The 13,822-nt window shown below is 76.0% G+C and carries 14 protein-coding genes; 1 reads left to right on the top strand and 13 read right to left on the bottom strand.

Annotated features, from left to right (window positions below; translation table 11 throughout):
• Nucleotides 1-9 precede the first annotated feature (9 nt).
• Both HDA31_RS13155 and HDA31_RS13150 read right to left on the bottom strand, forming a co-directional pair.
• Nucleotides 10-1,797 (bottom strand): DUF4012 domain-containing protein, encoded by a 1,788-nt coding sequence (locus tag HDA31_RS13155; RefSeq protein ID WP_178065288.1) that lies wholly within the window; start codon nucleotides 1,795-1,797, stop codon nucleotides 10-12.
• Nucleotides 1,798-1,884: 87 nt separating this feature from the next.
• Nucleotides 1,885-3,144, bottom strand: coding sequence for a glycosyltransferase family 4 protein (locus HDA31_RS13150; protein ID WP_178065287.1), 1,260 nt, complete (start codon nucleotides 3,142-3,144; stop codon nucleotides 1,885-1,887).
• 114 nt (nucleotides 3,145-3,258) lie between these two features.
• Between HDA31_RS13150 and HDA31_RS13145 the strand changes: the two genes are divergently transcribed.
• Complete coding sequence (locus tag HDA31_RS13145) at nucleotides 3,259-3,813, top strand: arsenate reductase/protein-tyrosine-phosphatase family protein (protein WP_178065286.1); 555 nt, start codon at nucleotides 3,259-3,261, stop codon at nucleotides 3,811-3,813.
• Here HDA31_RS13145 and HDA31_RS13140 read toward each other — a convergent pair.
• The 11 genes from HDA31_RS13140 to HDA31_RS13090 form a co-directional block, all read right to left on the bottom strand.
• Nucleotides 3,794-5,269: a tyrosine-protein kinase domain-containing protein gene (locus HDA31_RS13140; RefSeq protein ID WP_178065285.1), complete on the bottom strand. Its 1,476-nt coding sequence runs from the start codon at nucleotides 5,267-5,269 to the stop codon at nucleotides 3,794-3,796. The genes HDA31_RS13145 and HDA31_RS13140 overlap by 20 nt on opposite strands.
• A 381-nt stretch (nucleotides 5,270-5,650) precedes the next feature.
• Complete coding sequence (locus HDA31_RS13135) at nucleotides 5,651-5,857, bottom strand: hypothetical protein (protein ID WP_178065284.1); 207 nt, start codon at nucleotides 5,855-5,857, stop codon at nucleotides 5,651-5,653.
• Between the two features lie 41 nt (nucleotides 5,858-5,898).
• Entirely contained in the window at nucleotides 5,899-6,204 is a 306-nt protein-coding gene (locus tag HDA31_RS13130; RefSeq protein WP_074477307.1) for a hypothetical protein, read from the bottom strand.
• Nucleotides 6,201-6,644, bottom strand: coding sequence for a DUF1622 domain-containing protein (locus tag HDA31_RS13125; RefSeq protein WP_178065283.1), 444 nt, complete (start codon nucleotides 6,642-6,644; stop codon nucleotides 6,201-6,203). Before HDA31_RS13125 ends, HDA31_RS13130 begins: the two co-directional genes overlap by 4 nt.
• Nucleotides 6,645-6,740: 96 nt before the next feature.
• A complete protein-coding gene (locus HDA31_RS13120; RefSeq protein WP_178065282.1) occupies nucleotides 6,741-7,325 on the bottom strand; it encodes a TMEM165/GDT1 family protein in 585 nt (194 codons plus the stop codon).
• Between the two features lie 228 nt (nucleotides 7,326-7,553).
• Nucleotides 7,554-8,519: an L-histidine N(alpha)-methyltransferase gene (gene egtD, locus HDA31_RS13115; protein WP_178065281.1), complete on the bottom strand. Its 966-nt coding sequence runs from the start codon at nucleotides 8,517-8,519 to the stop codon at nucleotides 7,554-7,556.
• Nucleotides 8,520-8,574: 55 nt separating this feature from the next.
• Nucleotides 8,575-9,324, bottom strand: a complete 750-nt coding sequence (gene egtC / locus HDA31_RS13110) for an ergothioneine biosynthesis protein EgtC (RefSeq protein WP_178065280.1) — start codon at nucleotides 9,322-9,324, stop codon at nucleotides 8,575-8,577.
• A 25-nt stretch (nucleotides 9,325-9,349) separates the two neighbouring features.
• Entirely contained in the window at nucleotides 9,350-10,681 is a 1,332-nt protein-coding gene (gene egtB, locus HDA31_RS13105) for an ergothioneine biosynthesis protein EgtB (RefSeq protein ID WP_178065279.1), read from the bottom strand.
• Complete coding sequence (gene egtA, locus HDA31_RS13100) at nucleotides 10,678-11,913, bottom strand: ergothioneine biosynthesis glutamate--cysteine ligase EgtA (RefSeq protein WP_178065278.1); 1,236 nt, start codon at nucleotides 11,911-11,913, stop codon at nucleotides 10,678-10,680. The genes egtB and egtA overlap by 4 nt, the downstream gene beginning before the upstream one ends.
• A gap of 125 nt (nucleotides 11,914-12,038) precedes the next feature.
• On the bottom strand, nucleotides 12,039-12,851 hold the full coding sequence (locus HDA31_RS13095) for a hypothetical protein (RefSeq protein ID WP_184871957.1): 813 nt from the start codon (nucleotides 12,849-12,851) through the stop codon (nucleotides 12,039-12,041).
• A 15-nt stretch (nucleotides 12,852-12,866) separates the two neighbouring features.
• Nucleotides 12,867-13,496, bottom strand: coding sequence for an RNA polymerase sigma factor (locus HDA31_RS13090; protein ID WP_178065276.1), 630 nt, complete (start codon nucleotides 13,494-13,496; stop codon nucleotides 12,867-12,869).
• Nucleotides 13,497-13,822: the final 326 nt, after the last annotated feature.

The following is a 13,822-nucleotide window of genomic DNA, read 5'->3' as shown; positions in this document are numbered from 1 at the left end:
TCCCTCCTACTAATCGCAGTGTGGTGCGGAATCAATGTGGGTGGTCCATGGGGTGGCGGTCGGGGTGAGCCAGAGCTCGGCTTCGTCGCTGGCACTGCCGTTCCTGCCGGTCAGCACGTCGACCTCGACGGTCCGGGTGCCGCCGGGGCGCACCTCGACGTTGGCGACGACGACCTGCCGGCGGCGCTCGGTGCCGCTGCCGACGGCCACCTCCTCGCCGTCGAGCCGGGTGCGCAGCACCGCGCCGCCGGCCGGGCTGTAGACGGAGACGAGCGTGCGGGCGGTGTAGGGGTCACCGGCGAGGCCGAGGCCGAGCACCGACGTCGACAGCCCGCGCTGCGGGGCGGTCGAGTGCAGCGTGAAGCGCAGCCGCAGCTCGCGGCGGCCGTCGGGGCGGCACTGCCCGACGGTCAGCGTCGCCGCCGGCCGCAGGTAGTAGCCGAGCTTCGCGCCGCTGCCGTCGTTGAGGAACACGCCGACGGTGGGCACGTCCTCCTTCTCCGGCAGCGAGCCGGCGAGCCGGTTGGCCTCGATGACCCGCTGTTCCTCCGGGTGGGCGCTCCAGAACAGCACCCGCCGTTCCGTGATGGCCCGGTCCAGCGCGGACAGGTAGGCCCGGGGGTCCACCTCGCGGGTGAAGAAGGTGTCGAAGGCGGCGGTCGCCGAGGCGGCGAAGAACTGGTCCTGCTCCTCCGCGTCCATCCGCTGGTAGGCGTCGGAGAGCAGGGTCCGCACCGCCTTGTCGCCGACCAGGGTGGTGTGGCCCGGCACCGGCACGGGGCCGGTGACCTTGAGCAGGTAGGACAGCACCACCGGGTCGACGGCGAGGACGCCGTCGACGGTCTCGCCGGTGCGCTTGCGGTACATCTGGCGGAACAGCGCGGCGGCGGTCGGGAAGTGCGGGGTCAGGTTGACGTCCGCCGGGTACATGCCGGGCAGGTCGGTGTAGAGGTTGCGGATCTCCGGCTTGAGCTTCAGGGGCGGGTCGAACAGGCCCAGCTGGGCGCTGGTGCCCTGGGTGCCCATCCGGAGCTGGCCGTCCCTGGCCTCGATCACGGCGTACGCGCCGAACATGCCGCCGGTGGCGCGCAGCTCCGCCGGGTTCTGCGACACCATCAGGTAGCTGCGCGGGCCGGCCGCGCCGAGCAGGGGCGGCAGCAGCCGGGCGGCGCCGTCGGCGGCCCGGGTGAGCGTGGCCAGCTGGTCGAGCTGCGTACGCAGTTCGACCACGGCGTCGCGTACCGGCTCGACCAGGGTTTCGCCGGCCACGGCGGCGAGGCGGGCGTGGGTGCGCTGGACCACCTGGTTGGTGGCGGTGAGCTCCGCCGCGACGGCCTTCAGCCGGCGCACGTCCAGCCGTCCCTTGCCGGGCAGCAGGGTCGACAGGTCGGTGCGCAGCAGGGTGGGGAACGCCTCCCGGGCGAGGTCGTCGATCGCCACCGCGATCTGCCGCACCGCGGTCAGGTCGTCCCCGGCGAACGGGGCGTGCTGCCCGGCCCACCAGCCCGGGTCGTCGGTGGCGTCCCGCGCCGCGCCGGCCTGCACCTGCAGGGCCGAGAGGGTGCGCTGGGCCCGCTCGGTGTCGGCTCCCACCACCTCGGAGCTGAGCTGCTGGGCCAGGGCCGCGGCGTTGAGCAGGTGGGTGCGGGCCTGCCAGCCCCGGAAACCCACCCAGCCGACGCTCAGCAGCGCCAGCGAACCGACGACCAGGCCGGCGAGCAAGGCGCGACGGGCCCGGGCCCTGGCGCGCCGCCGGGTCCGTCGCCCTCGGTGGCGGGGCTGCTCGGTCTCACTCAACGCCAACTCCACTCATAAAACGGACAGAAATGACGATTCATCATTTTCTAGCACGCGCTTCACCCGCTTCGCGCCGTTATGGTGGATTTAGGCCCGGGGTTCCGAACGGCGGACCCGCTCGGCGGGGCGGCGCACGCGCCGCGCCGCGACCGCCTCCTGGAGCAGCCGCTCGACCTCGTCGACCCCGCCGCGCAGCGACATGTCGCGCAGGTACGCCTCGCGGCCGCGGCGGCCCATCTCCACCCGGGCCGCCGACGGGATGGTGGCGGCCAGCCAGAAGCGGTCGGCCAGCGTCGCCCAGTCCTCCGGCGGGCAGGAGAGCCCGGCCCGGGCGCGCTCCACGATCTCGACGGTGTCGCCGCCCGCCGACGCCACCACCGGCGACGCGCAGCCGAACGCGGCCTGCAGCTTGCCGGGGACCGTCCCACGCAGTTCCGGCAGGTCGCGCAGCATCACCAGCTGGTAGTCGGCGGCGGCGTACAGGTCGGCCATCTCCAGCGGCGAGCGCCGCGCGACGAACCGGACGTTGTCGGTGCCCAGCTCCCCGGCGAGCCGCCGGACCCGCTCCTCGTCCGGGCCCGAACCGACCAGGACCAGGTCCATCGTGCCGCGCAGCGGCGCGGCGGCGCGCACCGCCGTGTCCAGCCCGTGCCGGGCGCCGATGGTGCCGGCGTGCATCACCACGCAGCGGCCGTCGCCCCGGACGAGGCGGCGCGCCTCCCGGGTCGGCTCGGCCGGATGGAACAGCCGCTCGTCGGTCCAGTTGAGCACCAGCCGCACCCGCCCCGCATCGGCGCCGCCGGCGACCACCAGGTCGCGCATGCCGGGCGCGGCGACCGCGACGAGGTCGGCCGAGCGGTAGAGCCACCGGGTCGCGGCGGCCACCCGGGCGGACCAGGGGGTCGGCGTCGCGCCCTGGGCCTCCAGCTCCGGGTGGACGTCCTGCACGTGCAGCACCGTCGGCACCGCGCCCAGCAGCCGCAGCAGGCCGGCCGCCGCGAAGGTCGCGGCGGGAAGCTGGTGCACGTAGAGCACGTCGACGCCGGCCAGGTGGCCCCGGCCGATCGTGCCGGCGCTCGCGGCGAAGGAGAGCCACCCCGCCAGGCGGGCGCGCACGGAGGCGTCCCCGGCCGACCAGCGCGGCACCCGCCGCACCGTGAGCCGCTCGCTGCGGGTCTCGTACCGCCACCGCTGCCGCCAGCCCGGATAGACCTGGCCACCGGGATAGTCGGGGAAGCCGGTCAGGACGCGGACCTCGTGGCCGCGCGCGGCCAGCTGCTCGGCGAGGCTGCCGGGGACGAAGGCCGGCTCGGGCGGGAAGTGGTAGGACAGGATGCCGATCCTCACCGGAGCCTCCCCGCCCCGTGATGACGCACCGGCGTGGCGCGGACACGGAACGTGCCGGCGGGCGCATACGATTCCACGGGCCACACCGCGACCGGAACGCTGGGAGAACCGCCGATGGCCGACCGCATCCTGTTCGTCTGCCACGCCAACCTGTGCCGCTCGCCCATGGCCGAGTTCCTGGCCGCGCAGCTCATGGCGAAGCTGCCGGTCGAGGTGGCCAGCGCCGGCACCGACGCGGTCGACGGCCGGCCGATGCACCCGTACGCGGCCGAGGTGGCCGCCGAGACGGGGCGCGACCCGGCCGGTTTCCGCAGCCGGGCGCTGACCACCGCCCACCTGGCCGATGCCGCGCTGGTGCTGACCTCCACCCGACGCCAGCGGTCGGCCTGCGTCTCGCGCCTGCCCGCCGCCCTGCACCGCACCTTCACCCTGCGGCAGTTCGGGCGGCTCGCCGGGGCGGCCGGGGCGCCGGACGGCGCGGACGTCGGCGCCCTGCGGGCGGCGGTGCGGGCCGCGGCCCTGGCCCGGGGGCTCCTGCAACCGGCCACCCCGGACGAGGACGACCTGCTCGACCCGATCGGCGGCAGGCCAGCCGACTTCCGGCGCTGCGCGCAGGAGATCGAGCGGTCGCTGGCACCGGTTGCGGCGCTCATCGAGGCAGCCGGGTGAGTTCCTGCGTCGGGTCCGGGATCGTCTGCTCGGGGCCGGGGTACGCCCCGTTGCGGGCGGCCGGCGCGGCGTCGGCGTGGCTCGGCGGCGCGGCGGCCGGTCCGGCCGGCACCTCCACCCGGTAGCTCTCGTACTGGTAGGTCTCGGCGCGGCCGAGCTTGGCCATGTTCAGCACGCAGCCGAGCAGCCGCACGGAGACCGCCTGGAGCGCCTGCGCGGCGGCGCCGACCTGACCACGGTCGGTGCGGCCGTAGCGGCTGACCATCAGGGCCCCGTCGGCCTGGACGGCGACGACCACGCCGTCGGTGACGGTGCGCAGCGGCGCGGTGTCGATGACCACGATGTCCGCCGACTCCCGCAGCACCAGCAGCAGGTCCGCCATCGCCTTCGAGCCGAGCAGCTCGCTGGGGTTGGGCGGCGCCGAGCCGGCGGGCAGCACGAGCAGGGACTTGTCGCCCCACCGCTGCACCACGTCGCCCACGCTGACGTCGCCGAGCAGGACGTCGGTCAGCCCCACCCCGGCCTCCATGCCCAGGTACTCGGCCACCTTGGGCCGGCGCAGGTCCGCGTCGACCAGGGCGACCCGCCAGCCGGCCTCCGCGAGGGCGATGGCGAGGTTGCAGGACAGGGTGGTCTTCCCCTCCCCCTGCAACGCGCTGGTCACCGCGATCACCCGGGCGGGCTCGTGCACGTCGACGAAGCGCAGGTTGGTCCGCAGCTTGCGTACCGCCTCGGCCCGGGGGGAGGTGGCCGCGTCGCCGACGATCAGCGGCGCGGTGCGGGCGGCGGCGTCGAACGGGATCTCACCGAGCAGCGGGCTGCCGGTGGCGCGCTGGAGGGCGACCGAGTCCCGCAGCCGGGTGTCCAGCCGCGTCCGCAACAGCGCCAGGGCGATGCCGCCGAGCAGGCCGCCGAGCGCGCCGAGGGTCAGGTTGCGGGCCGGGTTGGGCGACACCGGGCTGGAGTCGACCCGGGGGCCGCTGATCACCTCGACCTTGACCGGCGGGGTTCGCCCCTCCCCGGCGGACTCCACCTCCTTGACCAGGTCGACGAACTGGGTGGTGATCGCCTCGGTCAGCCGCAGCGCGCGGGTGGCGTCGGTGTCGGTGACGGTGCCGCGCAGCAGGACGGTGTCGGGGAGGGCGGCGGCGCTGACGCGCGCCTGCACCTCCTCGGCGGTCAGCCCGAGCGGGGTCTTGCCGACGACACTCTGCGCCAGCCGGTCGCTCTGCAACAGGTCGGCGTACGACTTGACGCGTTGCTGCATGAAGACGTTGCCCTGGTAGGCGTCGGTGACGCCCTGGTTGGGGGTGGTGACGAAGAAGGTCACCGAGGCCGCGTAGCGGGGCTCGGTCCGGACCGTGACCAGCGCGGCGACCGCGAGGCCCACCATGACGGAGAGCAGGACCACCCACCAGCTACGCCGGACGGTCCGGAGGAAATCGCGAACGTCCATCAGGCGCGAAGCCTCCGTCCGATCAGTGTGGTCGACATGTCAAGCACCAAAGCTCCCTCAGCAGTCACGGGGCGGCCCTTCATTCCGCCGGCCCCACCAGCGCATCCGGTCGAACCGACTGTAGAGGATTCAAAGGCACAAAGACGGCAATAAGGATGAAATCGGCGCTCGACCGGATATCGAAGGCCCTTCCCCACGCCGGGACCAACTCGGTTCGGACGGCCGAGGTGACGTGGGGCGGGCACGGCGGACGACGGCGCGCGCCCGTCCGTCCCCCGCGTCCCGCCGGGGGCGGACGGGACAGGGGCCGCCGGGCACTCCCGGCGACCCCTGTGGACGCTTCGCGGCGACGCCCGGCGGGCTCGCCCTCCTGCCGACGCCTCAGCGGCGGCGACCGGCCGGCCCGTCCTCCTCGGCCTGCTCCGTCTCCTCGCTCAGCGCGTCGCTGACCGGCCCGGTGAGGTCGTCGCCGGGCACCGCCACCTCCTCGGCGAGGTCCTGTTCCTCGGGCCGGCCGCCGGCCGGCGGCTCGGGGGCGGTGGCGCCGCCGGCGAAACCATACTCGTTGGGCTCGTCGTGCCGACTCATACCTTTTCCCTCCAGACATCGCCATAATCGCCTCTTGGCGCTCACGGTAAGGCGTGATCGTCCGCCCCGCAGCGCGCTCGGCCCCTGCGGACCGCGGATCGCCCCGTCCCGCCCGGCGGCGTGGTGGCCACCACCACGCGCCACAGCGCGGTGCGCACCGCCACGATCGCGGCGGCCCCCGCCAGCTGCGTCCACCCCTGGTCGCCGGTGAGGCGGAGCAGCCCGGCCGCCGTCAGCAGGTCCAGCAGCACCCGCAGCGCGCGCCGCCACGACCCGGTGGCCGCCAGGGTCGCCAGGCCGACGAGCAGCGCGACGGCGGTCACGACCGACGGCAGCGGGGCCGTCACGACGGGCCCCCGGGCTCCGGGGCCGCGGCGGACGACGCCGGGGCCCCCGGCCGCGCCGCGCGGGACGGCTCCGCCGCCGGGTCCGCCGGCCGGTCGGGGTCGATCTGGCGCTTCTCCTGGGCGATCTCGCGCCGGAGGAAGAAGTTCAACGCCGTCCGGATGGCGGCGATCGCCGCCAGCTTGCCGATCTGGTCGAAGGTCGGCGACACGGCGGTACGCAGGATGTCCGCGGCGAGCTGGAACTCCAGCCCGAGGGTGAGGAACCGGCCGAGGGTCAACCGGATCGGGGTGAAGACGGCGGCGCTGCGGTGCCGCAGCCCCTCGACCACGAACCGCAGCGCCGCCCAGACCGCGCCGACGAAGATGACCGCCGCGCCGGCGACCTCCACGACGGCGACCGCCAGGTGGTCGCCGGTACGCAGGATGTCGTCCCAGCTCACCCGGGGCCGTTACCCGGCGCGCCGGCGGGTAGTCACCGCCGCCGGTCGAGCCCGGCGACGGCCCCGCAGCCCGGTGCCCGGCGACGGCCCTGTCGGTCAGAGCTCGGCGACGGCCTCGAAGATCAGCCAGAGGCCGCAGATGGCGAAGAGGATCGCCGCGCCGTAGCGGATGGTGCGCTCGGGCAGGTGCCGCCCGAGCAGCCGCCCGACCAGGATCGCCAGCGCGTCGGCGGCCACCATGCCGAGGGTGGAGCCGAGCCAGGTGCCGAACCAGCCGTACTTGGTGGCGAGGGTGATGGTGGCGAGCATCGTCTTGTCGCCCAGCTCGGCGAGGAAGAACGCCACGCCCACCGCGACGACGGCCGACCTGCCGCCGCGCTCGGCCTTGCGCTTCTCCTCCTCGGTGAGTTTGTCCCCGCGCAGCGTCCAGACGCCGAAGCCGAGGAACGCGAGGCCGGCGACCAGCGAGATCCAGCCGGTGGGCAGGGCGGCGCCCAACCCGTAGCCGATGGCGACCGAGGCCAGGTGGACGACGGCGGTGGCGACCGTGATGCCGACGAGCACCGGGATCGGTTTGAACCGGGTGGCGAACGTGAGCGCCATCAGCTGGGACTTGTCGCCCAGCTCGGCGACGAAGATGACGCCGAAGCTGACCGCCAGCGCGACGAGGAAACCTTCCATGACACCCTTCCCGATAACACCGGGCCGGGGGTGTGGGGCGCCCTCGACCCGGCTGTTGTAGACAGCCTGGGTCGAAGGTCTCGCCCGCCCCACCGGAGGGTGGGGCCGCGTGGCCGGATGCGGAACGCACCAGTGTGTCGACCACGACATTGGGGGCTACTCCCCTTCGCGCCCCACCCTACCCCACAGGTCCGCCGCCTGGCCGCCGGGGCGGGGCGGACCCGCTGCTCAGTCGGCGCGGGCCAGGGTGACGCCGAACAGCCCGTCGGCGTCGGTCCAGAACTCCCGGGCGGTGAAGCCGGCGGCCGCGAGCTCCCCGGCGATGCCCGCCGGGCGGAACTTGGCCGACACCTCCGTCCGCAGCTCCTCCCCGGCGGCGAACTCCACGTCGAGGTCGAGCACCCGGGCCCGGACCGGCCGCTCGGCCCGCAGCCGCATCTCGATCCACTCCTGCTCTGGGTCCCAGAGCGCGACGTGCGCGAACGCCTCCGGGTCGAAGTCGGCGCCCAGCTCCCGGTTGACCACCCGTAGCACGTTGCGGTTGAACTCGGCGGTCACCCCGGCGGCGTCGTCGTAGGCGGGGACGACGATCGACGGGTCCTTGACCAGGTCGGTGCCGATCAGCAGCCAGTCACCGGGCTCCAGGGACGCACGCATGGCGGCGAGGAAGCCGGCCCGCTCGGCCGGCAGCAGGTTGCCGATCGTGCCGCCGAGGAAGATCACCAGTCGCCGGCCACCGGTGGGCAGCCGGTCGAGGTGGCGGGTGAAGTCACCGACGATGCCGCGTACGCGCAGGCCGGGATAGTCGGTGGCGATCTGCTCGGTGGACTGCCGCAGGGCGCTGACCGAGACGTCCAGTGGCACGAACGTGCCCAGCCCGCCGCGCCGGGTGAACGCGTCCAGCAGCAGCCGGGTCTTCTCCGACGAGCCGGAGCCCAGCTCGATCAGGGTCTTGGCCCCGGTCAGCTCGGCGACGTCGCCGGCCCGCCGTGCCAGCACCGACCGCTCGGCCCGGGTCGGGTAGTACTCCGGCAGGCGGGTGATCTCCTCGAACAGCTCGCTGCCCCGCGCGTCGTAGAACCACTTCGGCGGCAGCCACTTCGGCCGCGCGGTCAGCCCCGTGCGGACGTCGTCGCGCAGGCTCCGGCCCAGGTCCTGCTCCTCCAGGTAGATCTCCAGCGGTTCCGCGCTCATCGGGTGTCCCCTCCGTCGGTCGTGTCGTTCCCCACCTGTGCGGGCCGGTCGCCGCTCAGCCGGCGGGCAGCGCGTCGACGCGCGCCCCCGCCGCCGTGGCCACCACCAGCCGCCCGTCCGGCACCGCCTGCCAGCCGGGGTCGTCGTCGTGCGGTTCCGAGGCCAGCAGCGCCGCGCCCGGGGACCGCCGCAGCGACAGGGCGTGGCCGACGGCGGTGGCCACGACGGTGCGCCCGTCGGTGAGCAGCAGGTTGAGCCGGGACCCGGGGGCCGCCGCCGCGACCTCGGCCACCGTGGCGGCGACCGCCCGCGCCGGGTCCTCGCCCGCCCGCAGCCGGTGCCGCACCAGGGCCCACAGCAGCGCGGAGTCGGTCGGCGCGTCGAGGGTCAGCAGGTCGCGTACGGGCAGCCGGCCGGCGAGCGCGGCCACCGCGTCGGGCCAGCCGCGCACCACCCCGTTGTGGCTGAACAGCCACGGCCCCTCGGCGAACGGGGCGGCGGCGGTGTCGAGCACCGGCATGCCGACCGTGGCGGACCGAACGGCCGCCAGCACCGCGCCGCTGGTGGTCGCCGCCGCCAGCCCCGGCAGGGTGGCGTCGCCCCAGATCGGCGTGCCGCGCCGGTAGCGCACCGGCTCGCCGCCGCCGGGCGGGTACCAGCCGACGCCGAAGCCGTCGGCGTTGACGGTCCCGCCGCCCCGCATGTCCCGGGGTGCCCAGGACTGCCGCACCAGGGAGTGCGGCGGGTCGTACAGCAGGGCGCGCAGGATCACCGGCGGCCCGACGTACGCCAGGTGCCGGCACATCAGGCGGCCCCGGGGTGACCGGCCCTCACCGGCCCGACTCGTCGGGTCGGGCGTCGCGGGCGCAGCGGAAGCCGCTGAAGATCTGCCGCCGGATCGGGTAGTCCCAGTTGCGGAACGTCCCCCGGCAGGCGGCCCGGTCGGTGCCGAAGGAGCCGCCGCGCAGCACCCGGTGGTCGTCGCCGAAGAACACCTCCGAGTACTCCCGGTAGGGGAACGCGGCGAACCCCGGGTGCCCCCGGAACGGGCTGGACGTCCACTCCCACACGTCGCCGATCAGCTGGTGCACGCCCAGCGGTGACGCCCCGGCCGGGTACGCGCCCACCGGCGCGGGCCACAGGTGCCGCTGCCCGAGGTTCGCGTGCTCGGCGGTCGGCTCCTCGTCGCCCCACGGGTAGCGGCGGGACCGGCCGGTGGCCGGATCCCAGCGGGCCGCCTTCTCCCACTCCGCCTCGGTGGGCAGCCGCCTGCCGGCCCAGGCCGCGTACGCCTGCGCCTCGTACCAGCACACGTGCACCACCGGCTCGTCGTCGCGCACCGGCGACCACCGGCCGAACCGCTGGTACGCCCAGCCGTCGCCGTCGCGCCGCCAGTGCATCGGGGCGGTCAGCCCGGCCTTCGTGCGGTGCGCCCAGCCGGCCTCGCTCCACCAGCGCGGGTCGTCGTACCCGCCGTCGGCGATGAACTCGCGGTAGCGGCCGTTGGTGACGGGTGCGGCGTCGATGACGTACGCGGGCAACCGCACCGGGTGCGCGGGGCGCTCGTTGTCCAGCGCCCACGGGTCGGTGGAGGTGCCCATGGTGAACTCCCCGGCCGGGACCAGGACCTCGTCGGCCACCCGCACGCGCGGCGACGGCGGGTCCGGGGCGTGCAGCGCCGGCGGGCCGACGCGCAGCTGGTGGGTGGCGAGCATCGTCTCGTCGTGCTGCTGCTCGTGCTGGACGATCATGCCGAAGGCGAACCCGTCGGCGACCAGCGGCCGGTCGGTGAACGGCACCCGGTCGAGCAGGTCGTGCACCTTGTCCCGCACGGTGGCCAGGTAGGCGCGGGCCTCGGCGGGCGGCAGCAACGGCAGCGCGGGGCGGTCGCGGCGGGGCTGCTTGAACGCGTCGTACAGGTCGTCGATGTCCCGGCGGACGGGCTCGCGCCCGCCGACGTCCCGGACCAGCCAGAGCTCCTCCTGGTTGCCCACGTGGGCGAGGTCCCAGACCAGCGGGGACATGATCGGCGAGTGCTGGCGCAGCAGGTCGGCGTCGTCGACGGCCTCGGTGAGCCCGGCGGTCCTGGCCCGGGCGCGCGCCAGCTCGGCGGCGATGCGGCTGCGCAGCTGCTCCGCGCCGAGCTCGTGGGTGGTCGTCACCGCGATCCCCTCTCCGCGGCGGCCAGCCGCCGCCGTAGTCCCCGGGTCGTCTCGTCGTGCAGGTCGGCCGGCAGGTCCAGCCGGGGCAGGGCGGCCAGCGCCAGGTCGAGCAGGCCGGCGGCGGCCCGCGCCAGCGGCGGGTCGCCGAGGCCGTGGCGGGCCGCCTCGTGCCACCGGTCGGCGACCGGCGTGGCCGTGGCCGTGGCCCGGCGCACCGTGGCCGGGTCGGCGAGCAGGGCGGCGAGCGCCGCCAGCGGCAGCCGCCAGTCCGGCCCCGGCTGGGCGTCGAGGTAGCGGATCTCCAGGTAGCCACGGGGACGCACCACCGGGAACAGCGTGCTCAGGTGGTAGTCCAGGTCGTCGGTGGTGGGCTGCCGGGGCAGCGCGCCGCCGATCCAGTCGCCGAAGGTCACCCCGGGCGGCGGCGTCCAGTCGGCGGCGTCGTCGCGCAGGCAGAGCAGCGGGGCCGCCAGCGCGTACGCCGTCCAGGCCGCGACCGGGTCGGCGTCGGGGCGCTGCGGCGACCAGACGGGGCGGGTGCGGGCCGGGTCGATGGCCAGCCAGGCGGCCATCCGGGCGGACGCCCACCCGGTGCGCCGCCCGGCGTGCCGGTCGGCGGTGGCGAACGCGGCGAGCAGCGGCGGACCGACCGCGTGGGCCGCCGCCCAGCGGGCGGTGACCTGGTCCGGTTCGCCGGCGTCCAGGCAGACCTGGAGCCCGGCCGTGCTGTACATCATGGTCCGGCCGGCGGGGCCGTGGCGGTCGAACACGCACCGCATGGCGCGGTAGCGCGGGGTGTCGACCACCGGCCGGGGCAGCCGCCACGGGTCGATGCCGGTGCGCCCGAGCATCAGGCCCGCGGCCCCGAGCAGGTCGGTGACCTGGGCGATGTCGGCGTTCGTGGCGTCTACCAGCGCGGCGACCGAGGAGCGCGGCGCGGTGGAGATCTCGAGCTGCCCGCCGGGCTCGACGGTCACGGCGCTGCCGTGCCGGAGCGGTGCGGCGGGGCTGGAGTCGTGGATGGTGGTGGGGCTGTGCGGCCCCAGGGCCGCCCGGAGCCGCTCCCGGTCCACGGGGCGGGTGGGGTCGGCGGCGTCGTGCACGGTCCATTCCAGTTCGACACCGGTGCGGGTCGGTGGGCCGGTCTTGAAGCAGATCCTGGCGATGTGCCGGACCGCGTCGTCCACCTCCCGCAGCGGGGTGGTCCGGTCCAGCTCCGGTGACGTGACCACGAGACGATCCTCCCTCGGTCGGGGCGGAACGGCCTGACCCTTCCCGGCCCCGGCGTCCGCGCTGCGACCATCTTCTGTCTAGCAGACGAATTCCGCTCGCCTTGCCGTAACAGGTGTTTCGGGAATCAGTCCTGGTCGGCGGGGTCCGGGGCGGGGGTGGCCTTCGACGCCGGTCGACCGGTGTGCGTGGGGCGGGCCGCCGGCGGATCCGCGGGACCGGCGTCGGGGACCAGGCGTCGGCAGTAGCTCTCCACCTCGGCGGCACCGCCGGCGGCGTCGACCAGCGGCGCGAATCCCGGGGTGGTCAGCGCCTCCGCGCGCTGTGCGGCCGGCTTGGCCAGGTACGCCCGGCACAGCCCCGGCAGGTTCGCGGCGGCCCTGGTGCCGGCCGGCCCGGGGGTGCGGCCGGGCGTCGGCGGCGGCACGGCCCCGGGGGACGCGCCCGGCCCGGCGTCGCCCGGCGTCGCGTCCCCGCCGCCGGGGGCGGAGGAGCCGCCGGTCGGCCCCGAGCCGGTGGGTCCCGCCCCGGTGGGTCCCGAGACGCCGGGGTCGGCGGGCGCGGTGCCCGGGACGGGCGGGCGCGGGGCGTCGTCGGCCCGGTCCAGGCCGACCGCGGCGACGGCGACACCGGCGGTCGCGGTGGCGGCGACCGCCCCGATCCAGGCGACCGCCCCGATCCCCCGGGCACGCCGCCGGGGCGGACGCGCGGGGGCGGACGCCGGCGCGGCGCGCGCGGCCCGGAACGCGGCGAGCGCCGCCTCCTCACCGGCGAGTTCGCCGGGGCGGGCCGGGGCCGCCGCCGCGGCGAGCAGGTCGGTCAGGGGGTCGGCGGGACGGCCGGCGTCGCCCGCGCGGGGGTCGCGCGCGGCGTCGAGGAGCCGGTCGGACTCCGCCCGGTCGGCGGGCAGGTCCGGCCGGTCGGGCTGCCGGAAGCTCATCGGTTTCCCCTCACGTCAGCCGTCCGCCTGCTCGACGTACGGCGCGCCGGACGCCGGCCGGCCGGGGCGGGGGCGGGGCGACGGCGCGGGCGGGGCGGCCTCCGGGGTCGGGTCCTGGGGCTGGAGGAGCGTGGCGAGGCGGCGCAGCCCCCGGTGGGCGGCGGTGCGCACCGCGCCGGCCCGCCGGCCGAGCACCCGCCCGGCGCTCTCGGCGTCCAGGCCGATCACCGCGCGCAGCAGCACCGCCTCGGCCTCCCGGGGCGGGAGGGTGGCGATCAGCGCCAGCGCGGCCTCGGTGCCGAGGGCCTCGCCGGCCCGCTCGGCGGTGTCGGCGTCGCCCGCCAGGTCGCTGAGCGCCTGCACCGGCACGGGCAGCGAGGGCCGGCGGCGCTGCCGGCGCAGGTGGTCCATGGCCCGGTTCCGGGCGATGGTGACGGTCCAGGCCCGGAACTCCCCGCCGGTGAAGGTGGGCAGGTCCCGGGAGATCTGCAGCCAGGTCTCCGAGGCCACGTCCTCGGCGTCCGCGCCGACCAGCGCGGTCAGGTAGCGCAGCAGGCCGGGCTGGAGGCTGCGGTAGAGGAACCGGAAGGCGTCCTCGTCGCCGGCCTGCGCCGCGACGACCGCCTCGTTCAGTTCACTCGTCATGGGTACGCCGTTCCCACCGGCCGGGGTCGGCGGGTGGCCCGTCGGAAGCGACGCGCACGGCACCGTCCTGGCCCGGCGGTCGGACCTCCTCCCGCACCATCAGCCCCCCGCTGACCCTGATCACGCCCGACACCGTACGCGCCCGGGCGGCGCGTGCGGTCACCACCCGGCGCGGCCGTCGGCGGGCGTGACCCGTCCGGGGAGCCTGGCTGGCCCGAGCCGCGCTAACGCTAGGAGCGGGGTGCCGGGCGGACAAGGCGATGCGTCCCGGAGAAAGAGTGAGAATTATCAAGCGGTGGACGCGGCGAGTCGATGTGACACGGAGC

Origin of the sequence: Micromonospora carbonacea (assembly GCF_014205165.1) — a bacterium.
Classification (GTDB): Bacteria; Actinomycetota; Actinomycetes; order Mycobacteriales; family Micromonosporaceae; genus Micromonospora; species Micromonospora carbonacea.
Note: the sequence above shows the minus strand (reverse complement) of the source record. Positions and strands in the feature narration are given on the sequence as shown.

What these genes read in the sequence shown, in the direction of transcription:
- egtD (WP_178065281.1), bottom strand. Translation starts at nt 8,519, where the DNA reads ATGAGCGCGGAACCGCTGGAGATCTACCTGGAGGAGCAGGACCTGGGC.
- HDA31_RS13140 (WP_178065285.1), bottom strand. Translation starts at nt 5,269, where the DNA reads ATGGACGTTCGCGATTTCCTCCGGACCGTCCGGCGTAGCTGGTGGGTG.
- HDA31_RS13120 (WP_178065282.1), bottom strand. Translation starts at nt 7,325, where the DNA reads ATGGAAGGTTTCCTCGTCGCGCTGGCGGTCAGCTTCGGCGTCATCTTC.
- HDA31_RS13145 (WP_178065286.1), top strand. Translation starts at nt 3,259, where the DNA reads ATGGCCGACCGCATCCTGTTCGTCTGCCACGCCAACCTGTGCCGCTCG.
- HDA31_RS13135 (WP_178065284.1), bottom strand. Translation starts at nt 5,857, where the DNA reads ATGAGTCGGCACGACGAGCCCAACGAGTATGGTTTCGCCGGCGGCGCC.
- HDA31_RS13095 (WP_184871957.1), bottom strand. Translation starts at nt 12,851, where the DNA reads ATGAGCTTCCGGCAGCCCGACCGGCCGGACCTGCCCGCCGACCGGGCG.
- HDA31_RS13090 (WP_178065276.1), bottom strand. Translation starts at nt 13,496, where the DNA reads ATGACGAGTGAACTGAACGAGGCGGTCGTCGCGGCGCAGGCCGGCGAC.
- egtC (WP_178065280.1), bottom strand. Translation starts at nt 9,324, where the DNA reads ATGTGCCGGCACCTGGCGTACGTCGGGCCGCCGGTGATCCTGCGCGCC.